Raw genomic sequence first — 22,945 nt, forward strand, 5'->3', positions numbered from 1 at the left:
TATTTACTATATTGTATTTTAATAAGAAGACTTATATTAAAGATAATTTTGATAAGTAAAGAGAAGATCTTCTGATAAAGAAAGTACTGCTGTTAGAAGTGTTCCTGTTGTTGATCAAAGTTTATAGAAAATTTTTTCAATAGTGGTATTATAAAACAACTAAAGTAATGACATACAAAAATGATCAAAATGAAGCGTTCAAAGGTAAATCTTTTTTTTTAGATAACTATGATGCAGATTATTCACTTTATTGAAATCAAAATAATAAAAGGAAAAAGCAATCAAATATAATAAATTCTTATATATACGCATCATCACATAATTCTGAGGTTTTCTTTATTCATATGAGAGAAAAACAACTAAAACATATCTGAAAATAATTATTAGAAAAATTTCATAGTAACTAAACCTATATTATTATCAATAATGAGCATATATTTAATTACATCATAACTTTATTATCAAATTTTTATTATCCAAACTATTTTTAACAAAACAATAATTCCAAATCTTAATCTAAATTGCTTAAAATTAATATCAAAACTATCATTTATATTTAAAAATTCACTACCTTTGCTGTCTCTTACCTTTCATATTTTTATAAAAAACATACACTAACATGTTTTTCTTAATTAAATCTTTACATATTTGACAAAATACTAATTACAATACCTATTTGAAGATAAAATCCATCCTCCAGCATCACCACAACTTTATATTTTTTCTTTTTTTATATTCCCATATCAATCAATACTATAAACTTAGTAAAATTAATATCATTAGTACACTAAATGAAGGATTACAAGTACATTTGATTTTATATGTCAATATAAATAGTAATAATTTAAATATAGATATTAAAGTTCACCTCTGACATTGATTTAATATGTTAAAAGCATAAGTATTTAAATTTTATTAAATCTCTTTGATGGAAATTAGTATGAAGTATTGACCTTTATAAATATAAATTTTCAAAAACATTGACATTTTCAGCCTATTAAATTAAATAATTAAATTTAAAATGCACTATTATTATATATATAGGATAGCATTTTTAATTTTTTATATATAATATTAATGATAATTAACAAAATTAAAACAGTAATTTTATTAATTACCATCAATATTATTAAACATCACTCTTTATTTTCTCTTATAACCAATCAAAGATATAGAATGAGTACAATATGAGATAAATATAGTTAAGTTTGTTGACAATTTAATAACATATTGGCATTTTTTTACCATTTTAATGAATATTAAGACCATTAATAAAAACAAAAATCAAATAAAACCTAATTTAGTCTGGCTATATGATACACAACATAAAGTTCATCAATAGAATTTAATAATTCTTTTCCTCTCCTATAAAAAAATAACTTTCTGGCATTTTCTTTAACATCTCTAATATCTCCCTGATTTAAAAAAATAGATTCAAAAACAGAAATCATAATTTGAACCAATAAAATATTATTACTATCATTTTCTTTCATACATAATCTGATACTTCAAACAAAATTTTTAGAAATTTCCGCTAATTTTTTTGAAGAACACTGAGACACTATAAAAGAAAACATATCAGCATACATATTTACAGCAGTATCAATAACATTTTCATAAGCATTAATTATCAATTTAACAACATCAACAACTTGATCCATTTTTATTTCGTTACTATCAAAGACAAAATTAACATGATATTTAAAAATTTTCTTAAGTTGTTCAATTGAATCTATCCTCATCTTAGGATTGTGAATTTTAAAATAATTTAAAATATTCTCAAGTTTATCAACAATATTATCAACCTTCATTTTTACTATGACATCTATAGATTCCTTGGTTAATTTCGCATTATCACAATTACCAGAACCATTTACACAATACACATAATTTTTAAGAAAACTATAAATTGTATGATACTCTTGTATAAGAAGACATAACGATCTTGCATATTTAACAGACTTTGTAATAAAAGTCTTAAGTTGAACAATATCATCTTTGCTTAATCGATCAACATCATTTCTAATATTAGCATTATCAATACCAGAATTATTCTCTAGAGCAGGACCATTCCTTATATCAAGACCATTAGCTACAACAAAATCACTCTTGGCTCTAGAACCATTTCTTGCATTACCATTTACATCCTTGACAGTTTTAGTTCCGTCAACTGCATTTTTACATGATACTATAGATATTAGCATCAATAATATAAATACATCATTATATCTGGTCATTTTTCTCCTCCTTTTTAAAATCAAAAGCTTGTGTACAACATTTTACTTCCAAATTAGCAATAATCAAGAATATACTACTGATCAAAATTCATAAAAAAAGTAAACACTGAAATTATATACAGATAGAACATCAATTATATAAATATATTTATCTTGAAATTAAATTTAATCATATATACACTAAGACTTTTACCCTAAATTTAGGGTAAATATAAATGGATAACTATAAAACAATTATTTAATAAAATTCAAAATTATAAATAATATAAAACTTAACTACAAAATCAAACAATAAATTTTTAATTCTCCAAAACATCATGAGTATGAGATTCTCTTAATGATGCGGAACTTATTTTGACAAATTTAGAATCTCTCTTTAATTCTAATATTGTCTCAACTCCCAAATATCCCATCCCAGACATTAAACCCCCCTTTAATTGAAAGATAATATCTTTTACCTTACCAACATAAGGAACCATCCCCTCAATCCCCTCAGGAACCAATTTCCCAGGAGAATCTTTACTTTCAAATTGAAAATACCTAGATTTAGAACCCCTAGCCATAGCAGCAAGAGATCCCATACCAACATAAATCTTAAATTTCTTGCCATTATACATTACTTCCTCTGAAGGAGATTCATGAGCCCCAGCAAAAAGATTACCTATCATCACACTATCAGCTCCTGCAGCAATTGCTTTAACTATATCTCCTGAAAATCTAATACCACCATCTGCTATGATGCAAATATTCGTATCTTTACAAGCTTCAAAAACATCATTAATTGCTGTCAACTGTGGAACACCAACTCCTGCAACTATTCTTGTTGTACATATACTCCCAGGACCTATTCCCACTTTTAAACAATCCACACCTGCATCAATTAAATCAAAAGCCGCTTCTTTAGTTACTATATTACCTGCAATAACATCCAAATTTGGATATTTACTTTTAATTTCCCTTACAATTTCAATTACCTTAGTAGAATGTCCATGTGCAGAATCAACAACAATAACATCAACATATCTGCCTTAACCAATTCTTCAACACGCTCTAAAGTATCAACATCAGTAGAAACAGCTGCCCCAACCCTCAATCTATCATTCATATCTTTACATGCATTTGGAAAATATTCTTGATGTTCAACATGATCTATATCCTTGCAAGTTATTAATCCTCGCAAACTATTTGACTCATCAACAATAAGTAACTTTTCTATCTTATGCTTAAATAAAATCTCTTTAGCTTCTGACAACGTAATATCTTCTTTTGCAGTAATTAATTTTTTAGTCATTGCATTAATCATAGGAGTATTATCATCTGCAATATACTTAATATCTCTACTGGTTACTAAACCTAATATTTTACCTGCATGATCTGTAACTGGCAATGCAGAAATATTATGTTTAACAATCAACCTTCTAGCCTCTTTAATACTAGTATCTTTATTAATCGTAATAAGATTCCTTATAATCCCATTACGATGATAAGATTTTACTATTTCCACCTCTTTCCTTTGCTTTTCAATAGTAATGTTCTTATGTATAACACCTATCCCACCTTACTTTGCCACCGCTATTGCCATTCTACTTTCTGTAACTGTCTCCATAGCTGAACTTAAAAAAGGTATATTTAAATATATATTTCTTGTTAATCTTGTCTTCAAATTAACATCACTAGGTAATATAGATGATTTCCTAGGAATTAAAGAAACATCATCAAAAGTCAAAGCTTCTTTTACTATTTTATCCATCAATTATTTCTCCCTCATTCACTAATTTATAATTATTCCCATTCTATCGTCGCTGGGGGCTTAGAAGAAATATCATAACACACTCTATTTATCCCCCTAATTTCATTAATTATTCGTGATGAAACTTTTCTTAAAAAACTATAAAGTAACTCAACCCAACTAGCTGTCATAAAATCTAAAGTATTAACACACCGAATGACAGCTGTATATTCATATGTTCTGTTATCTCCCATAACACCTACAGTTCTTACAGGCAATAACACCACAAATGCTTGTCTTACTTTATAATATAAATTATTTATCAAAAGCTCTTCTATAAAAATATGATCAGCTCCTTGCAAAATATCAATCTTATCTTTTGTTATTTCCCCTATTATTCTTATTGCCAATCCTGGCCCTGGAAATGGATGTCTATAGAGAACTTCCTCTTCAAGACCCAATTGCACTCCCAATTGAATTACCTCATCTTTAAAAAGATTCCTTAACGGTTTTAATAAATTTAGGTTAATTTTATCGGGAAGTCCTCCTACATTATGATGTGATTTAATATTTTTTGAAGAGAAAACACACCCATAATGATCAACACCATACTTAAACAAAAAATAATTAATCCAATAAACTTATATTAACTTTCTAATTACCAGAATAACACAAATAAACACCTTATATTCAATAATTACCTTATTCATACCATAATCGTTTAACATTATTTTTCTTTATTAGTAAAAGCTTATTCAATTCAATAACCTCATAAATTCCTAACAACAAATACTATAAAACACTACTATTTTTATCTAAAAACAACATATCCTTTGAAACAAATTAACAAAAAAACAACAAACTCAATATCAAACATTGAGTATTATATTTCACTAAATCATAACTATTAAGTCTATCTTAAAAGTAATTAATAAGTAATGATTAATACTTTTTCCTAACTTTATAATAAAAAAATTTATTAAAATCAATAATACAAATTATGTCACTTCAAATACTCAATCTAAATCCTAAATAATAAAAAAACTATCAATAACTATCTTTCATATCTATCAATCACCATACAAAATTCTTTAGAAGATGTTAGCTTAGCTAATTTAATGAGAAAATATCAACTTTAAAACAAAAATAAAAAATAACAAAAATATAACGGGAGAAACTTTGATACCTTCTCTGGTAATTAAACCATATAACACACTTATAATCACATAAAAAATTATCCCTACTCCTATACCCACAGCTATACTATAAGTTAGAGGAATTAAAAATAATATTAAAAAACTTGGAATAGCTTCTCTAATATTTGCAAAATCAATATTTTTTATGTCCTTGCACATAAAAAATCCCACATATATTAAAGCAGCTGATGTAGCACCAGTAGGAACAGCAACAAATAAAGGTGCAAAAAATACCGACAATATAAATAAAATACCTGTAACAACTGACGTAAATCCTGTTTTACCTCCCTCTGCAATGCCTGTTGAACTTTCAATGTAGGTAGTCACAGGAGATACTCCTAACAAAGCTCCAAAAGTTGTAGCAACAGCATCAACTAATAATATTTTATTAGCATTACGTATCTTACCTCGACTATCAACCAAATTACCCTTTGACGCAACTCCTACCAAAGTCCCAATAGTATCAAATAAATCATTAAATAATAAAATAAATACTATAAAACTAAAACTCCAAAAATTTTTACCCAACACATATTCAAAACTCAATTTATTAAATATAGGTGCAATTGATTCATATCTTAAAAAACCATCTGGCAACCTAATACCCATATTTAAAGCAGCATTTCTATCAAAAAGAGCATAACACCATGCTATTAAAGTGGTCATACAAATTGACAATAAGATACTTCCTTTCATCATTTTCAGTTCAAAAACAAATATAGCAATAATACCTAACAATGTAAGTAAAACCTTAAAATTCATAATATGACCAAGTCCAACCAACGTAGACTCATTCCTAACAATGATCTCACTATTAACGAAACCAATAAATGCAATAAATAAACCTATACCAACAGTAATCGCACACCTTAAATTCCCTGGTATAGCATTTACAATCTCTTCACGCATTCCTGACAGAGACAAAACAATAAAAATAATACCCTCAATAAAAACTGCTCCCAAAGCTATTTCCCAAGGTATATTCATTCCTTTTACAACAGAAAATGCAAAAAACGCATTAATACCCATCCCCGATGCCAATGCTAAAGGAGTATTTGTATAAAATCCCATAAAAATGGCAGCAAATCCAGCCGTTAAACATGTAGCTGTTACCAATGCTCCTATAGGCATCCCCGCATGAGAGAGTATATAAGGATTAACAACTATTATATATGCCATACTTAAAAACGTTGTAATTCCAGCTATAATTTCTGTTTTATAATCAATACTATTATTTTTAATCTGAGATATTAATGTTTCATTATTGTCACTCAAAATAAATTCCTCCCAAACATCTTAGTTGTATCAAAAATTAAAATTAATATCATTATACCCTTATATTAATACTATAATCAAAAAATAAAAAAAAAGATAAAAATCACTATATACAAATATCTCAAATAATCTTATTATTTTGCAATAACACATCTTCACTATTAGAATTATTAGAAAAAATAATAGTCTTAAGTACTTGACCAGCACTATTTATAATAAAAAATTTTTTTCTTCTAACAAGCTCTAGATACACTTTTAGAGACACATCCTTACCAACACTAAAAAAAGTCTGAATATACCCGCTACCAATTCTTTTATATCTCCTAAATAAAAACAAAGCTACTATATCATTGTCACACTTTAAAAACAATGGTTCTTTATATCTTAAATGAAACTTTCCAGCAATGGTAAAATAATGCCTTAAAGAAATTTTATTATTCCCAAATATTAATCTAATATATTTTGAATTTTTACTTAACCCTTCAAGATCCTTATCAATATCCTTCAAATCAATAGTCTCACAAGAAAACATTAAAAAAACAAAATGTAATAAAATAAAATATTTAATAAACTTTATCATTAACCTATTATGGAAATTTTATATACCAACATAATTTATTATAAAATATTATTATCAAGAACATACTTCAGAGTATTTCTACTACTTTCAAAATCAACATCAATAAACTTGGCATCATATTCAAGAGTCTCACGAGTCCATACTTGATAAGAATACTCATCTAAAACAAAAGATAAACTTTTATGAGGATTAAGAGCCCTTAAGATTAAATCAGAATTGCCTCTATCAATATTAACATATAAAAATCTAAATCTCCCAATACTTACAACTTTAGAAATACTAACATTACCAATATAGTTACCATCTTGTATTAATTTCAAATAATCACTATTAAAATCCGACTTTAAGTCCAAATTCAACACTATATTCAAGAACACAGAAAAATTATTAGTTAACTTATCTCTTTTGATATAAATTTGACTGTTTGGATAAAAATAAAGAAAATAACTTGCCCTCTCTATTTTATCAAATTTTTTATCTAAAATCTCATGTACACTTAAAGTCTTACATGAAAAAAAAAACAAAACAAATAAAAAAAAACTATATCTCATAATTAAATTATATTATACAATATGAAAAGGAGAATGTTTATATTGAATGAAATCCAATAATTTTAGCTCATATATTAAAACACCTTATATTTATTCTGATTATATAATCTCAAAATATGCTGTATTGCTTATCCCCGTCCCTATCATCAAAATTGTAATAGGCGAAGGACTTAAAGTATTTGAAATCACATTTGAAAAAAAATATAAAAATTTTTCTGGATATATTAAACCAAATAAAAAAGCTATATATATAAATGAAACAATGAACTTAACAAATAAAAGATTCGCAATAGCACAGCAACTTGGTCACTATTTAATGCATAAATATCAAGTTTTTAATCCATCAAAAAGAACAGATATAATCAATACTAAAGATAATAACATGACAATAGAAGCTAACATATTTGCAACAAATTTATTAATTCCAACTACCACTCTAAAACTAAAAGTACCACAATATAAATCAATAAGATATCCACAAAAAATAATGGCAAAAGAATTTTAAGTATCTGAAAATATCATACACTTTAAATTAAGTATGCTCAATGAAATCCATAAAATTGAAAAAGAAAACAAAATACAAAAAAAATTAAAAACCAAACAAATAGATAGAACAAAAGCTAAGGATCTGTTACTACAAAACATAGACCAATTAAAAAAATCAATAGCAATAGACCTAGAAAAAAGAGAAATTACAAGAAAAGCAAGCATAAAAAAATTTTTGAAGAATTAGAGTAAACAATCACCAATTATTGAACGGAAAAAATCTCAAGCATATTTTCTAATTTACGTTTAGCAACAAATAAAGATCTCTTATCTTGAATAAGCAGATCCAAAAAATTTTTCTTAATAACAACCCAAGACTTGTCACCTATATTTGTCCTATAAAAAGGAACATTTATTCTTAAAGGAAATTTCTCTTTAATATTATGTCTATCAAAATACTTCAAAATTTCTGACTTAAAAGATGAACCCTGCACTATACTATACGCTACAATAATTTTATACAACTTCTTATTATACAAATAAAGCTTTTTAATATATTCAATGTTACTATTATAACTAGAATCAGAAATAGAAACAAAACCCTCTTGATCTCCTTTGATAAATTCAAAGTTATTATTGTATAAATCATTTAAAACTGCATATTTTTTAAGATCAATACCCGAAATCCTTAGTTCAGGATATGCCATCAACTCTCTTAAAGTCAAAAAATTGAAATCATCATTACTGTCAAATTTATCTAACAAAACTGTATAACAACTTAAAAAAAACAAAAAGATAAAGAAAATATAAAAATTTAAAAAAATACGCATATAACAACTCGATTATACTTTTTCATCAAAACAAAGTAAATAAAATAACTTTGTTTTGATATAATAATGTATGAAAATCAATCTAAAGGAACTTAAATGAGCTATCACACATTAAGTAATATATCTATATATGTTGGATATATTATTATAGGAATTACATCATTTACCATTTTCAATACAAATTTAAGAATTAAAATCAAGAATAAAATGAAAAAACTAAGTTTTTTATATTATATGACCTTATTTATTTTTTTTATAATCGCTACTAATTTATCTCATTATTTTTCAGAAAAACAATTATTAGAAGATTTTCAAAAATTTAAAAAGGATTTTTTCGAAATACACCAAATCAATGAAACATTTTTAAAAAAATACATTTTACCATTAAAAGAACCAATCAAAATGGAATTAATGTCAAAATTAAATCCAATAAATACAATATTCAATGCTAGTATTGAAAAATATTCACAAAAAATCAATAAAACACCAACTGATATCAAAAAAAATTATGATGCATACATTAAAGCAACAAATACAGAAATTAAAAGTAAAATTTCTCAATTAGAAAGAGAAATTTTACCAATGTATAACAAATATAAATTACCTTGTTCAAATAATCAAATATCAAACATCAGTGTTGACAAAGATGGAAATATCATTCCTATTCTTAGGAATTCAGAAGGCAAAATAACAAATTTATTATTCTATGATCAAACATACAATTTAACTCTATTTAAGGTATATAACAATCATAAGGTTAAATTTGAAATCACTAAAAATGACAATAATTATTTTAAAGAACTCATTAATGTTTATTATATTGACTCACACAACACCAAAAGAAATATTGATTATTATAAAAATAACATCGATACGATCCCTTATTATATAGATTTAACAGAAAATCAGGACAACTTTTTAAAAAGCATTAAAATTAAAAATGAATACAAGGAATATATTAAAGAAAAAAACAAACTAAAAATATTGATAAATAATGACAAATTAAATGATTTTAAAACATTCTTAAAACAAAATCCAAATACATTTTCTCTAAATACAATATTTTCAGATGGAAATCCCGTATTAATTTATGCAATAAAGTCAAAAGCTAAGAATATAATAAATCATATAATGTCAAAAGATTTCAATATAAATCTAACCGATCAAGAAAATAAAACAGCACTTCATCATGCAATAATTAATGAATATGATATCACTTTCATCAAATCTCTTATAACAAAAGGAGCAAACCCACATATAAAAGACCTAACAAAAAAACTACCATCAGATTATACTCCCAAAGATGGAGAAATTTACCAATACTTACATATATATAATAATAAAAATAATTAATTAATTATTTTTATTATCTTATAATATGGTAAATATTAATTAAATTAATTAATATTTACCATACTCTATAATTGCATATCGAATTGAAAATAAAAAAAATTAAATTATGCAAAAGATATTTTACAGTTACAAATATACAAACTTATTTTAATATAAACTATTCAAATAAAAATCAAGAAATAAGATAGAATTGTATTACTATACATCTCACATAAAAAATACTATAATATCAAACTAATTCAATTTTTAATATTATTGATAAAACAAGAGTTCAGACTGAAAAATTAATAAGATAGATATTTACGCTTATTAAAACTAATATTAACATGCATAAAATATTAAAACTTTTCAATTTCTCTTAAGAGCAACTATTTTCACTATTTAAACCATTATATTTATCTATGGCAAAGACCTGTACCTTAAAAACCAAAAAAAAGATAATAAAATAATTTATATAATGACAAACATAAAGATATATTTAATAACTTAAGAAACAAAAATAATCCAAAAGACCAACAAATCTTGACAAGATCATACATAATTAAATGTAAAGACACTTACATTATAAAATTTAAAATTGAAATATATGAAATTCAATCTATTAAAAGGACGCTCATCAAAAAATTACAACTAAGACATAAAATGAAAATAAACAACATTATTGTATCACAATATAGAATTCTTTAATTCTTTGAAAAAGAATTTTATCTTTAAAATTTATTTACAAGATTACCAAATATTGTTAATATTAATCAATAATATAATTAACATTTTTAATTATATTAAATTTAATAACAATTTAAGGGAGGGGATATTATGTCAATACTATCAAAATCTATATTTACAACATTACAAAAAGTAGGAAAAGCTTTCATGTTACCAATAGCTTTGCTACCAATAGCCGGACTTTTACTAGGAATCGGCAGTGCTCTTACTAACAAAACAATGATTCAAACCTATGGAATTGAAGCACTATTTGGAGAAAAAACTATAATGCATGCAACATTGTCTTTAATAAAATATACAGGAGAAGTTATTTTCGCAAACTTACCCTTGATGTTTGCAATAGCAATTCCAATTGGACTAGCAAAAGCTGAAAAAGGAACAGCAGCACTTGCTGGTGTCATAGGTTTCTTAGTTATGCATCAAACCATTAACGGAGTTTTATCAATTCAAGGCATTACTCCTGCAACCACAAATGTAGAAGCACTCTTAGCAATTGGAACAACCGAAGCAGAAGCAATTTCTAAAAGTCAAGAATATACAAATGTACTTGGAATTTTTTCCCTACAAATGAGCGTAATGGGAGGAATGATAGCAGGATTTATTGCAGCAATGCTTCATAACAAATTGCACAATATCCATCTACCTACATTCCTAGCATTTTTTGGAGGATCAAGATTTATTCCCATCATAACCACACTTGTAATGTTTATAGTAGGAATAATTTTAACATGTATTTGGCCATTCATTCAAGGTATGATGACCTCATTAGGCAATATCATAGAAAAATCGGGATATTTTGGCTCATTTGCATATGGAGCAATTAAAAGATCTTTGATACCTTTTGGACTTCATCATATCTTCTACATGCCTTTTTGGCAAACATCTCTAGGCGGAACAATGGAAATTAATGGAGAATTGATATCAGGAGCACAAAATATATTCTTCAAACAATTAGCAGATCCTAATACTACACATTTTGAAGTCACAAAAGGAACCCGTTTTTTTAGTGGAGAATTTATAGTAATGATTTTTGGATTGCCTGGAGCTGCTCTTGCAATGTATCATACAGCAAAAACCGAAAATAAAAAAGATGCTGCTTCTCTATTAATATCAGCTGGCTTTACATCAATGCTAACAGGAATCACAGAACCCCTTGAATTTGCTTTTCTATTTGCAGCACCTGCTCTCTATTATCTCATATATGTCCCGCTCTTTGGACTTGCTCACTTATTAGCTCATATTTTCAATATTGGGGTTGGATTAACATTTTCTGGTGGGTTAATTGACATGTTCTTATTTGGAATATTACAAGGCAACAGTAAAACAACTTGGATCATGATTCCTACTATTGGAATATTTTACTTCATAGGGTTTTATTACATTTTTAAACTTGCAATTATAAAATTCAATCTTAAAACACCTGGTCGCGAAGATATAGAAGAAGACATAATAAAAACAAACCCACACAAAACAAAAATCTCAGAAATTGCGAGAAAAGTACTAGAAGGACTTGGAGGAAAAGGAAATATAACATACCTTGATGCATGTGCATCAAGATTAAGAATAAATGTTAATCAAATAGAATTAGTAAAGTCTGACATTTATTTCAAATCTATTGGAGCAAGCGGTATGCTTAAAAAAGGAAATGATATTCAAATCGTATTCGGAGGAGTCTCTGATAATATAAGAATGGAAATAAACAAAATTCAAATTATTAAATAATCAAAAAATATAAACTAACAATAAGAGGAGAAAAATATTATTAAAAACTACTCCTCTTATCATTTTTTAAAGGAGGAATACAATGATGCATAAATATCAGTATTTCATTTCTGGAAAAGTACAAGGCATAGGATTTAGATTTTTCACAGAACAAATAGCAAAAAAAATAGGAATTAAAGGATTTGTCAAAAATTTAGATGATGGAAGAGTAGAAATAATAGCCTTTTTCATCAATAACAAACAAATCGACTCATTCGAAAATGCACTAAAAAAAGGCAATGGATATTCAAAAATTCACAAAATAGAAAAAAAAATCTTAGATACAAAGTACCCCTTCGATTTTAAAAATTTTTGTTCTTATTATTGATATTAATATTTTTCCTAATATTTGCCTTAATTACTTTTATTTTACCAACCTTTGGCTTATTATTACTTTTACTTACAACCTTCAAGCTTTTAGTACTAGATTTAAAAAAATGTTCAACTCTAAATTTTAAAAATTCTAATGACTTCCTATCCTTACAAAAAATATTTAAATTGCCATCGGAAAATTTAATATCAAGAGCATGATTTGTTTCTGTTCTTAAAAAATTACACGAAATAAATTCTCCATTTAACTTATTTCTTTGAAAAAGAAAAAAATACTTTTTACCCCTTTTAGAATCTCTAAAATCAATTTTCAACCAATCCTGCATTGGTTGAATTGAAACCAAATTATCATAAAGATAAGAAATATAAACCATTCTATTATCATCGACACTTAATGCCTTTTTAAAAAAATAAAGAAATCCTGTATCCATACAATTAAAATATATTACAATAATATAAATCAAAATATTTAAAAAAACTTAAATAAATTCAATAAAATTGATACTAAATATACTTCTTTCAAGTATCATATCCAAAAATCAAAGATAAATATTCTCCTAATTTTGCATAATTATAATTATAACCATATTTTTGCTTAAAAAGCTTACGAATTTTAACATTAAGACCTCTGAGCATTTCTAATTCTGCCAAACCTTTTTCTATCATAAATTCCTGAATTACACGCAAAGTCTTAATATAATTATCATCTACAATGTTACAAGACTCTAACAATGTATTTAATCTTTCCATATTAACAACAGAATATGTAGTCTTCCTCCTAACATAGGTATGTATTCGTTTGTTAAGCAGTTTCAATAAATCAACATCAGCATTATCATCCAAATTTTCTAAAATATAACGATTATAATGAAAAGCTGTTATTATATCATCATGCTCATGCCCTAAGACTGTAGTGATCCACAAATTTAACTCCATATTTTTTGGAGCAAATGCAAGATAAGAAAATCTACTATAAAGTCTTCTGCAAAAATAAATCGACTCTTCGGGTTCAAATATATTTTCAAAAATCTTACGAAATAATCTATTATAACTATAAGCAAGATTTGAAGATATAATCTCTTTTGACAGCTTTTCTGTCCTTTCCATATACCTTATTTTTGATATTGAATCAATTACCAATCTAGAATCAGCAAAAGTAGGAAAAACTATTTCATGAATTAAATTATGCTCTTTCTTTTTAGCAATATGTTTCATTAAGATATGTTCATCATCTTGAACATAAAATTCAGAAACCTTCATTATTTCAACAGGACGTCTACCTGTAGCCATTAAGACTCCATAAAATTTCAACCTAATATCCCTTTTTTGAGTCAATAAAATGTTTATGATTTTAATATAAGTCTTCAAATTTATTTTGACTGATATTTGTTCTCTTCTGTAACTATTAATCTTTGAAATCTTATAATGATGTGCATAATCATTTAACCATTCAGGACTTTTAAACAAACCAAGAAAAGACTCAAAATAAACTTTCTGACCAAGGATATTATTAGCAATCATCAATTCCTCAATCTTACATAAATCTTTTATATCAATATTAGAAAGTTCTTTTATTTCTTTAGGAATCCAAAAAAATAAAAGTTTATTCTTTTGCCTAATTTCTTCAATCACAGCAAGATTGATATATTCTTTTATTATTTTACGTGTTTTAGAAAGATTTAATATCATTGAAAGGTTAGTAAATTTATTTTTTCTCAAAAGAATATTTTTATGCTTTTCAGCAAGCATTTCAAGACCCATCTTTAACTTAGAATATGAAATTTCCTGCTTCAAATACTTAACATATATTTCTTCTAAGTTTTTTCTAAACAACTCAAGATCTTTTTTGATATTTACTTTCAAAGACATACTAAACACATTATATCAAGAAAAGATAATAAGAACACCTATTCAACCTACAATAATTTTTATTATATATAAATTAAAATTACTTACAAACTCCTATTATTGCATAAATCTCTCAATAGCTTTAAAAACATAATAATAAAGAACAATATAAGTTTCTCTTAAAACAGAATATTCAGAACTTCCTACAAAATACATAAGTTCACTCGTGCTTGAATTAAGATCATCTTTATGATTTCTATTCTCAAATTCACGATTAATCTCTTCTACATGTTGTAAATTAAAATTATAAGTAGAAATTTGTCTATCATTTTTTATATCAAGACCATTACCTAAACCTAAAGAAACTTTTTTCTTAAATAACTTTTTAACTTGAAACTCAAATACATTGGGAGAAATAACATTTAAAAAATCAAAATTAAAACCAAAATTAAAAATAAAACCAAATTTATAATCTAATAAAACTGCTATCCTTGAAAATAATATTATTTCCATAACAATGCTTTTTGTGGTTTTATCTAATATAAAATAATAAGAATAGCCGTTAATATCTTTAACAGATTCAAAATAATTCTTAGAATGCAAATAGGTTTTAAACTTATTATTACCTAAAGACTCATACCTCGATATTTCTAATTTGATTGCATCTTCTAAAGGAGTAAAAAATTTCGAAGAAACATCAAAATTACAAGAAAAAAAAATAAATATAAAAGACAAAAAAAATTTATAGACTACACCCAAAAACCCCTCGTGACAAATCCAAATATTATCTTATCTTAATAAAACGCACACCTAACAATATAGCCTAGATAGGCTAGCAAATAATTCATCAATTAGAACTATGAAATTCTATAATGATGATAATCATATTCTATAATAATAATAATAATAAACAAAACAACACAAAATGTTAACGTATTATTTAAAGACTTTACTTTTCATAAACATTTAATTAAAATATCATTAGTATTTTGCAGATAAATATCAAACGATAGGAGTTTAAAATGAGACGCAAAAAGATAAACAAAATTCCATTTAACAAAGTAGTAGATCGAAGACTAAAGGTGTTTTGGGTAATTAAAAAACTGCAACATAATTATTTTACAAATAAAAAAAGATATTCTCTAAGAAATGTTGTAATTATGGTAAATTCAATATTAGAAAAAAACGGATTTAAAACAGTAACAAGAAGAACTATACAAAGCGATATTACAAGCATTGAAAAAATTGGACTACTAAAAACCGATTTCAATCCTCTTGGAAAAAATAATGGAAGTTTTACTTATTACATAATCAATAAAAATCTTGAAAAGATGGCTAATAAAGCAATAAGCACAGCTTATTTTATACAAAAAAAGAAAAATACAGAGCAAGCTATAGACAAAGCTATTAATAAAGACAAATTAAAAGAACAAAAGCAACAATTCAAAATTTCACATCAGATATTTTCATGTCTTTTAAGTTATAAAAAAGATAAATACTATAGATATAAGAATTCTTATTTCAAAAAGAAAAAAAATGGGACAGAACACTTAGAAAAGATCATCCTACAAAAGTTTAACATAACGAAAAAAGACCTAAGTGAAATCAGAAATATTGTGAAAACTCAGTTAAGTTATAAAAATACATTGTGGAATTTGAAAGATTTTATGGAAGCGTTGAGGGAATACAAAGAAAATGATGTTGTAGTTTTTTTTAAAACTTTTCTTAAAAAAAAGAGGGATAAAATATGGTTTATGTCCAAAAGAGGTGTTAAAACAGATTTTAACTTTATGATAGGAAGTTTTAAAGACAAAAATAAAACAAAAGCACAACAAATGTATCAAAATCAAAGAAAAATTGTGGCACCAAAAATGAATTATATAGACGACCCAAATAAGATAGTGAAAGTAAGTGATTTGGTATCTGATATTATAAAGGCAAAAAATTTGATATCCAGTTAGGAATATATGGGAAGAAAAATATATGGCAACATGTGAGTTGAAAGCAAAATTACTGGCAAGAAGATTGGAACTTAATAAGGCAAACAATAATTTTTTTAAGAGGATAGAAGATAAAAATTATAAAAAAATGTACCATACGAAGATTTTTAGCATGATAAACAATTTTGAAGCTAAACCTAATAAGGGTAAATTTTGGCTGTGTTTCAGGAATGTTTTTGATCCCACCAAGTGTGAAAGTTTGCATTTGTTTCATATGAGGCAAGGAGATAGATTTATGGGAATCTATTACGGCTTTGCTAAGCTACCTAAACCATTTATTGTGCATTACAAAGAGAATGAGGTCAGAAAGACATCTAAAATAATAAAGATCTATTATATAGAATTTAGATTTAAAAAAGGAAGTGTTTTTTGTTATTTAAGAAGTTTGTGTACATTGTTGCAATCAAAGAATAAGGAAAAAAATTTTTATAATTCTTTGTTGAGTAGAACATTGAAATTAGAGAAAGAAGTGCATCGGTTTTATGGAAAAGAATATTTTGAGGATAAAGGTATATTGAAATGGATAAAAGAAAACCAAAAATAATTACTGTAGCTTCAATTAAGGGTGGCGTTGGAAAAAGTACTACAGCTTTGTTTTTTAGCAATATTCTTTCATCTAAAAATTATAAAGTATTATTAATTGATTTAGATCCACAAGCTAGTAGTACTAGTTTTTACATTAATATTATAAAAGGTCAAAATGTAGATATCAAAAAAATAAATATATATAGAGTGTTGAAAAAAGGATTAGATATTGAGAATGCAGTTATTAATGTTAATACGAATATTGATTTTATAGCTAGTCATTTAAGTTTAAGTCAATTTAATGAAGAAAATATATCTTTGAAAGAAAGTTTGCTTAAGATATTTTTAAGTTATATAAAGTATCGATATGATTTTATTATTATGGATACCGCTCCTACTTTAGGAAGTTTGCTTAATAACAGTTTAATAATTACTGATTATCTTATTGTTCCTTTGCCTACTGATCAATGGGCGATTGAGAGTTTAGATTTGATCACTAATAGATTAAGAGACATATTTAGAAATGAATTGCCGATGTTTTATTTAGTAACTAACTTGGTTGAAAGGCAAAATATAGATAGGGAGTTAAAAAATTTTATTGAAAGTGAGTATAAAGATAATTTTTTGGGGAGTGTTCCCAAGAGAGATAATCTTAGGAAAACTGTTTTTTATAGAAATAATTTTAATCCAAATGAAGATTATTATAAGGCTTATGAAGGGATATTAGATACCTTTTTGAAGAAAATTTATCATAACTAATAGTTCCAAATGGAACTAATAGTTCCAATTTGGAACTATTAGTTTAAAGAGGTGTATGATGAGTAAGAATAAAAAAATAGAGATAGTTAGGAGGATTGATTTAGAACTTGATGGAATTAAAGAGTTTAATAAAACAAGAGAAGAGAGATATTTAGAATTAAAAGAAAAACTTAAGGTTTTGATAAAAGAAGAATCTTATAATAAAATAGAAACCGCTAGAATTTTTAAAGAAATTAATGAAAGTAAATATTATGCTCTTGATGGGTATAAAAGTTTTGCGTCTTTTATTAAAAGTTATAAAATAGCAAAGACTTCTATATATAGATATATTAAATTGGTGGCGGGAATTGATAGTGGTAAAATTGATTATGATTTAATTTTAAATAGAGGGGTAGATTATGCTATTCAAGTGTTAGAAAATGGGCATCTTCTTTGTAAAAGTAGTGCTAAACCTTTAAAATCTTTAAGATTTAGATTGGATGATGAAGAGAGTTTTAGTTTTTATAGATCAAATATAAAATTTGCTAGTTTCCTGCTTCAGGAAGTATACAAGATTGAAAAGGATTTTTTTTATAAGATGCAAGATAGATATAATAGTTTAAAAACATAGTGAGTTTATCTTATTTTGTTAAAATTATCTATTATTTAATTAATATTGGACTTTTATAATATATTTATGTTTATTTATTGTTTAATAATATAAAAATTTTTAAAAAAGACTTTACAAAAAAATAAAATAGTTTATAATTGTTTTATAGATTGAGATTTGAAGTCTCACTCTTATTGTTTGATTAGAATAATAGGTTGGCTACAATAAAGTAGCCTTTGTCATTTTAATTATATTTAAGAGAATGTTGATATTATTTCTGTTTATTGACTGATATTTATCGATATTTTTTGTTGATTAAGAATGGTTTGTATGCAAATATGAACTTTATGTGTAAGAATCTTTTTTGGTTTGTAAATAAATAAAGAGCTTTAAAATTAACTTTATGTGTTTTTAGGTTAACTTTAAAGCTCTTTATATTTTTTTATATTTTGTTTTTCAGTGTGTTTATTTTTGATATATTGCTTTTCTGTTATATTGAGTTTTATTAAGAAATTTTTGATTTTAGCTTTATTCATTTTAAGTGTTTCTAATCCCACTTGAATTTTGACGTCTTCTTTGTTATATACATATTCGTCTTCATTTAGTAGTTTTTCTAGTATAGGTTTATTTAATATGAAGGAGGACGCATTAACCCATTTTCCACTTGAAGATTTGTTATCATATTCATAGCTTGTTTTACCTTCTATTTTTGTTGTGTCTGGAAGTATTAGTGGGGTTTGTTTAATTATGCTGTGATTTTTTAATTTGGTGTGTAAAAATATTTGAGTTGTGTTATTTTGGTAGTCTATTACGCCTTTTAATTCTAAATTTTTATTTAAATATTGGTATATTCTTACTTTTTTATTTATTGTGTCATGTTCAATATCTATAGATGAGCATGCTAAAAACAGAGAAATTAATAGCATTGTTGTTTGTTTTAAATTTTTGAAAGAATATAACACTTAATTTCCTCCTTTTATACTATAGCAATATGTATAGCATGTATTTAAAATTAAATTTTTTATAAATAGTTTATGATATTTGATATCTTTTGAACATTATACTTTAATAAAGTTAAAAAACAAGAGTATTGATCTTGAATTATTTTTGAATTATGTTATACTTATAGTAAGTATGTTAAATTGTTTTTAGGTTTGAGTGGTTTTTTATTAATCCCTTAATAGGAATGTTTTAGTTAGATTAGCTTTTATTCTGGTCTGTTCATTTGTTTAAAATTGAGAATAATATATCTTATTTGTTTTTTTAAGTGTTATGTATGTTTGGTTTTTGGGTTGAAATTTTTGGTTATTGTATTTTTTCTTAAATTTTAAGTATATATATATATATACTTTTTTTTTTTTTTTTTTTTTTTTTTTTTTTTTTTTTTTTTTTTGAGGTTATTTAATTATAAATAAAATTTATAATTAAAATTTTTTTGTAAAAACTTGAGAAATAAAATTATTGTACTATCTTTTTAAGATAAGCTAGAAAAATAATAAAAAAATAGGAGGCGAAAAGAATGAAGAGAGGAATAAAAGGAGAAATGATAAATAGAGTGATGATAATAATGGTGCTGGTGATGGTGATGATGGGATGTAATAGTGGGGGAGGAATAAAGGAAGGAGAGGGAGAGAGTTCTCAGAGTAAATTTTTGAAGTCTATTATTGGTTTAAGGAATGAATTTTTGAATGTTTTTACTTCTTTTGGCGATATGGTTGGAGGAATATTAGGGTTTAATGCTGTTAAGTCAGATGATAAGAGAAGTAAAGTGGGGGAACATTTTAAGACTATAGGAGATGGATTAAAGAGCACTAAGGATAAATTGGATGAGTTATCAAAACAAATAGTTTCGACTTCTAATGCTGATATTAAAGGAGTAGAAGCTGTTATTCAAGGCACTAGTGAAGTGATTGCAAAGTTGATTACTTCTATAACTGAGCTTGCTGGAATAACTAAAGAAGGTAATGTTGATATTGGTGATGCTGGTACTGCTGGTAGTGCTGCTGCAGTAGCTGCTGACAAGGCTAGTGTTGAGGCTATTATTAAAGGTGTGAAAGAAATAGTTGAGACTGCAGAGAAGTCTGGAGTGAAGATTGAAAAAGGGAATGCTGGGAATAGTGTAGCAAATGGTAATGGACCTAAAGCAGTGGTTCACAATGTTCAGGCTACTGCAGGTGACGCTACTAAATTGGCTGGTGAAGTGGCTAAGGCTGATCCATGGGCAATGATTGATAAGATAAAAAATGCTAAGACTAAAAATAATGTTGCGCCTGCTGCTAATGATGATGCTGGACAATTAGCTACTGCTACTGGTGCTAATGACAACGGATCTGCATCTACCAATGCGGATTTAGCGGCTTCTGTTGCACTAAAAGCTATGACAAAAGGGGGTAAATTTACTCAACCTGCTGCTAATGAAGATGGTGCAATTAAGGCTGCTGCGGCTAGTGCAGTAAATAAGGTATTAGGAATATTGGATATGATTATTAGGAAAGCAGTAAATCTTGAACTTGATAAAGTGAAAGAAGCAGTTAAAGGAATAAGATATTCTGAGACATCTGGAAGTAATGCTACAGAAGCTGGCACTATTCAAACTTCTACTGTTAAATAAATCGTAAGATTAAATAATAAAAACAATTAAGGAAAGCAGCGTCATCTTTATGCATGAGAGTTGTTTTCCTTTTTTGTATTTTATTATGTCTCGTTGCAACATTTATTATTTTTTTATTTATCATGTGCTAATAATAAATCTGGAGTTCTGGCTACTGCTATTGCGGCTGCTAATAGTAGTACTGGTGCAGCTACTAATGCGGATCTAGCAGCAGCAGTAGCTCTTAAAGCCAATTACTAAAACTGGTAAATTTAGTGATGCTGCTAATGATGTTGGAGCAGTTAAGGCAGCAGCAACAAGTGCAGTCAATAAGGTATTAGGAATACTTAATTTAATAATTAGGAAAACAGTAAGTATTAATATAAATAAGATAAGATAAGAGAAGCTGTTAAGGGAATACAGTACTCTGAAACAGTTGGAGCTAATTTAAACCGAAGCTTCTATTATTTAGTAGCTAGAGTTTGAGTAGTAGATATAAATGGTGATTAGATTAATAAATTATGTATATTGTAATGTGCACACTTCTATCTTTAATCGTGAGAGATATGTCATTTTTGTTAATGATGTGTTATTTGATTGATGCATATCATTAGTACAAAAATATTTTTTTTAAATTAAACCTAAAAATGATTTATTTCACTACATAATAACATCTTAATATTGTATAGTACAAATATTCCATTATCTGCATTCAATAACAAAATTTTACTATCACTAGTCTCTCTAGACTTTTTTACATTTTTAATATATACTTATTAAGTAAAGTATTAGATTTTTTTAAGTTTCAGTATGTTTTTTCCTATATTAAAATTAACACTGTAAATGAGCGTCATGACATCATCATACAAATTAGAGATTTTTTTTATAAAAAAGTGTAAAATGGATTCATAAAAGTAAGAATTGTCCTTTTTGTTTAGAGATTGAAGAATAATAGAATAAATATATTCTAAATGTTTAGTAGTTATATTTGTACGAAATAATTTTTTGAGAATACGATTAAGTTTTATGTAAATAATATTAAACTTATGTTTTTTTAGGAAATAAATAGCATTTATAATGAGTGTGGAGTTGACCAAAGTATGATTTTTAATTTGTAAATTGGATGATGATGTGTAAGTAATAGTGTCATGTGTATAATTAGTGATAGTAAAATTTTTTTTTGTGAATTGAGATAATGGAATACCAGAAGAAAGCAAGATACCTATTGCTTTAAGTTCTGTACTATTTGATATTAAGATATGATTTGTACAAAAATTAATAATTTCTTTAGGATTTATTTCAATTATAATATTATTTGTACTATTGTTAAATACGTTTTCATTATTTTTTTGATGTTTGATTTTTTTAAAAATTTTTTTATACTAATCATCTTAAATAAATATATATCTGTTTTAAAGAATTGTCAACTTTGTATTTTTTTTGGTAACTCTGTATTAATTTTGGTCACTCTGTATTTTTTTGGGTAACTTTGTATTTTTTGGGGTAAACTTTGTACTTTTTTGGGTAAACTTTGTTCTAAAAAAAGGCTCAAATTTATAATAAACAAAAACTATAAATAT

At 25.7% G+C, this 22,945-nt stretch carries 20 protein-coding genes and 3 pseudogenes; 11 read left to right on the forward strand and 12 right to left on the reverse strand.

The genetic code is table 11. From position 1 onward, the window contains the following. Positions 1–1,295: 1,295 nt before the first annotated feature. The 7 genes and pseudogenes from BRE_RS06570 to BRE_RS04920 form a co-directional block, all read right to left on the reverse strand. Complete coding sequence (locus BRE_RS06570) at positions 1,296–1,493, reverse strand: hypothetical protein (RefSeq protein ID WP_232212753.1); 198 nt, start codon at positions 1,491–1,493, stop codon at positions 1,296–1,298. A gap of 15 nt (positions 1,494–1,508) precedes the next feature. Next, the gene (locus BRE_RS04895; RefSeq protein ID WP_232212754.1) at positions 1,509–2,237 is read right to left on the reverse strand and encodes a hypothetical protein; all 729 of its coding nucleotides are present in this window, start codon (positions 2,235–2,237) and stop codon (positions 1,509–1,511) included. Positions 2,238–2,536: 299 nt separating this feature from the next. Next, positions 2,537–3,990: pseudogene (guaB, locus tag BRE_RS04900) on the reverse strand (IMP dehydrogenase). Between the two features lie 29 nt (positions 3,991–4,019). Further along, a pseudogene (locus tag BRE_RS04905) lies at positions 4,020–4,535 on the reverse strand (GMP synthase (glutamine-hydrolyzing)); the annotation flags it as partial. Positions 4,536–5,081: 546 nt separating this feature from the next. Beyond that, positions 5,082–6,437: an NCS2 family permease gene (locus tag BRE_RS04910; RefSeq protein ID WP_012539558.1), complete on the reverse strand. Its 1,356-nt coding sequence runs from the start codon at positions 6,435–6,437 to the stop codon at positions 5,082–5,084. Positions 6,438–6,558: 121 nt separating this feature from the next. Then, entirely contained in the window at positions 6,559–7,017 is a 459-nt protein-coding gene (locus tag BRE_RS04915) for a hypothetical protein (protein WP_012539559.1), read from the reverse strand. A 38-nt stretch (positions 7,018–7,055) separates the two neighbouring features. Further along, entirely contained in the window at positions 7,056–7,568 is a 513-nt protein-coding gene (locus BRE_RS04920; RefSeq protein ID WP_012539560.1) for a hypothetical protein, read from the reverse strand. 46 nt (positions 7,569–7,614) lie between these two features. Here BRE_RS04920 and BRE_RS04925 point away from each other — a divergent pair, with 46 nt between their 5' ends. After that, positions 7,615–8,073, forward strand: coding sequence for an ImmA/IrrE family metallo-endopeptidase (locus BRE_RS04925; RefSeq protein ID WP_232212755.1), 459 nt, complete (start codon positions 7,615–7,617; stop codon positions 8,071–8,073). 33 nt (positions 8,074–8,106) lie between these two features. After that, positions 8,107–8,301, forward strand: a complete 195-nt coding sequence (locus BRE_RS06575) for a hypothetical protein (protein ID WP_232212756.1) — start codon at positions 8,107–8,109, stop codon at positions 8,299–8,301. Between the two features lie 16 nt (positions 8,302–8,317). On the opposite strand, the gene BRE_RS04930 is transcribed toward BRE_RS06575, so the two are convergent. Continuing rightward, positions 8,318–8,818, reverse strand: a complete 501-nt coding sequence (locus tag BRE_RS04930; protein ID WP_232212757.1) for a hypothetical protein — start codon at positions 8,816–8,818, stop codon at positions 8,318–8,320. 162 nt (positions 8,819–8,980) lie between these two features. Between BRE_RS04930 and BRE_RS04935 the strand changes: the two genes are divergently transcribed. The 3 genes from BRE_RS04935 (at position 8,981) to BRE_RS04945 (ending at position 13,052) form a co-directional block, all read left to right on the forward strand. Next, a complete protein-coding gene (locus tag BRE_RS04935; RefSeq protein ID WP_012539562.1) occupies positions 8,981–10,237 on the forward strand; it encodes an ankyrin repeat domain-containing protein in 1,257 nt (418 codons plus the stop codon). Positions 10,238–11,053: 816 nt separating this feature from the next. Then, positions 11,054–12,685 carry a PTS transporter subunit EIIC gene (locus BRE_RS04940; protein WP_012539563.1) on the forward strand — a complete coding sequence of 544 codons (1,632 nt, stop codon included), beginning with the start codon at positions 11,054–11,056 and terminating at the stop codon, positions 12,683–12,685. Positions 12,686–12,770: 85 nt separating this feature from the next. Then, positions 12,771–13,052, forward strand: coding sequence for an acylphosphatase (locus BRE_RS04945; RefSeq protein WP_038367357.1), 282 nt, complete (start codon positions 12,771–12,773; stop codon positions 13,050–13,052). On the opposite strand, the gene BRE_RS04950 is transcribed toward BRE_RS04945, so the two are convergent. From BRE_RS04950 to BRE_RS04960, 3 genes are all read right to left on the reverse strand, one after another. Continuing rightward, entirely contained in the window at positions 13,027–13,485 is a 459-nt protein-coding gene (locus BRE_RS04950) for a hypothetical protein (RefSeq protein WP_041178226.1), read from the reverse strand. The two genes, BRE_RS04945 and BRE_RS04950, sit on opposite strands and share 26 nt — an antisense overlap. 88 nt (positions 13,486–13,573) lie before the next feature. Then, positions 13,574–14,923 carry a protelomerase family protein gene (locus BRE_RS04955; protein ID WP_041178227.1) on the reverse strand — a complete coding sequence of 450 codons (1,350 nt, stop codon included), beginning with the start codon at positions 14,921–14,923 and terminating at the stop codon, positions 13,574–13,576. A gap of 96 nt (positions 14,924–15,019) precedes the next feature. After that, positions 15,020–15,661 (reverse strand): hypothetical protein, encoded by a 642-nt coding sequence (locus tag BRE_RS04960; protein ID WP_012539567.1) that lies wholly within the window; start codon positions 15,659–15,661, stop codon positions 15,020–15,022. Between the two features lie 263 nt (positions 15,662–15,924). On the opposite strand from BRE_RS04960, the gene BRE_RS04965 reads away from it, so the two are divergent. Genes BRE_RS04965 through BRE_RS04980 form a run of 4 tightly spaced genes read left to right on the forward strand, consistent with a single transcriptional unit; the run spans position 15,925 to position 18,796 of the window. Then, positions 15,925–16,863, forward strand: a complete 939-nt coding sequence (locus tag BRE_RS04965; RefSeq protein ID WP_012539568.1) for a plasmid maintenance protein — start codon at positions 15,925–15,927, stop codon at positions 16,861–16,863. Positions 16,864–16,885: 22 nt separating this feature from the next. After that, positions 16,886–17,446 (forward strand): DUF226 domain-containing protein, encoded by a 561-nt coding sequence (locus tag BRE_RS04970; RefSeq protein WP_012539569.1) that lies wholly within the window; start codon positions 16,886–16,888, stop codon positions 17,444–17,446. Further along, positions 17,422–18,186 carry a ParA family protein gene (locus tag BRE_RS04975; RefSeq protein ID WP_012539570.1) on the forward strand — a complete coding sequence of 255 codons (765 nt, stop codon included), beginning with the start codon at positions 17,422–17,424 and terminating at the stop codon, positions 18,184–18,186. The genes BRE_RS04970 and BRE_RS04975 overlap by 25 nt, the downstream gene beginning before the upstream one ends. A gap of 58 nt (positions 18,187–18,244) precedes the next feature. Further along, entirely contained in the window at positions 18,245–18,796 is a 552-nt protein-coding gene (locus BRE_RS04980; protein WP_041178228.1) for a chromosome replication/partitioning protein, read from the forward strand. Positions 18,797–19,197: 401 nt separating this feature from the next. On the opposite strand, the gene BRE_RS04985 is transcribed toward BRE_RS04980, so the two are convergent. After that, a complete protein-coding gene (locus BRE_RS04985) occupies positions 19,198–19,737 on the reverse strand; it encodes a hypothetical protein (protein WP_012539572.1) in 540 nt (179 codons plus the stop codon). 557 nt (positions 19,738–20,294) lie between these two features. On the opposite strand from BRE_RS04985, the gene BRE_RS04990 reads away from it, so the two are divergent. Further along, positions 20,295–21,386, forward strand: a complete 1,092-nt coding sequence (locus tag BRE_RS04990) for a variable large family protein (RefSeq protein WP_012539573.1) — start codon at positions 20,295–20,297, stop codon at positions 21,384–21,386. Between the two features lie 126 nt (positions 21,387–21,512). Beyond that, positions 21,513–21,851 (forward strand): annotated as a pseudogene (locus BRE_RS06030) (variable large family protein); the annotation flags it as partial. Positions 21,852–22,945 lie beyond the last annotated feature (1,094 nt).

The sequence above is a fragment of the Borrelia recurrentis A1 genome, assembly GCF_000019705.1.
Classification (GTDB): domain Bacteria; phylum Spirochaetota; class Spirochaetia; order Borreliales; family Borreliaceae; genus Borrelia; species Borrelia duttonii.

Coding starts and splice junctions, on each gene's coding strand:
- BRE_RS06570 (WP_232212753.1), bottom strand. CDS start 1,493: ATGAAAGAAAATGATAGTAATAATATTTTATTGGTTCAAATTATGATT.
- BRE_RS04895 (WP_232212754.1), bottom strand. CDS start 2,237: ATGACCAGATATAATGATGTATTTATATTATTGATGCTAATATCTATA.
- BRE_RS04915 (WP_012539559.1), bottom strand. CDS start 7,017: ATGATAAAGTTTATTAAATATTTTATTTTATTACATTTTGTTTTTTTA.
- BRE_RS04920 (WP_012539560.1), bottom strand. CDS start 7,568: ATGAGATATAGTTTTTTTTTATTTGTTTTGTTTTTTTTTTCATGTAAG.
- BRE_RS04925 (WP_232212755.1), top strand. CDS start 7,615: ATGAAATCCAATAATTTTAGCTCATATATTAAAACACCTTATATTTAT.
- BRE_RS06575 (WP_232212756.1), top strand. CDS start 8,107: ATGCTCAATGAAATCCATAAAATTGAAAAAGAAAACAAAATACAAAAA.
- BRE_RS04935 (WP_012539562.1), top strand. CDS start 8,981: ATGAGCTATCACACATTAAGTAATATATCTATATATGTTGGATATATT.
- BRE_RS04940 (WP_012539563.1), top strand. CDS start 11,054: ATGTCAATACTATCAAAATCTATATTTACAACATTACAAAAAGTAGGA.
- BRE_RS04945 (WP_038367357.1), top strand. CDS start 12,771: ATGCATAAATATCAGTATTTCATTTCTGGAAAAGTACAAGGCATAGGA.
- BRE_RS04950 (WP_041178226.1), bottom strand. CDS start 13,485: ATGGATACAGGATTTCTTTATTTTTTTAAAAAGGCATTAAGTGTCGAT.
- BRE_RS04955 (WP_041178227.1), bottom strand. CDS start 14,923: ATGTCTTTGAAAGTAAATATCAAAAAAGATCTTGAGTTGTTTAGAAAA.
- BRE_RS04965 (WP_012539568.1), top strand. CDS start 15,925: ATGAGACGCAAAAAGATAAACAAAATTCCATTTAACAAAGTAGTAGAT.
- BRE_RS04970 (WP_012539569.1), top strand. CDS start 16,886: ATGGCAACATGTGAGTTGAAAGCAAAATTACTGGCAAGAAGATTGGAA.
- BRE_RS04975 (WP_012539570.1), top strand. CDS start 17,422: ATGGATAAAAGAAAACCAAAAATAATTACTGTAGCTTCAATTAAGGGT.
- BRE_RS04980 (WP_041178228.1), top strand. CDS start 18,245: ATGAGTAAGAATAAAAAAATAGAGATAGTTAGGAGGATTGATTTAGAA.
- BRE_RS04990 (WP_012539573.1), top strand. CDS start 20,295: ATGAAGAGAGGAATAAAAGGAGAAATGATAAATAGAGTGATGATAATA.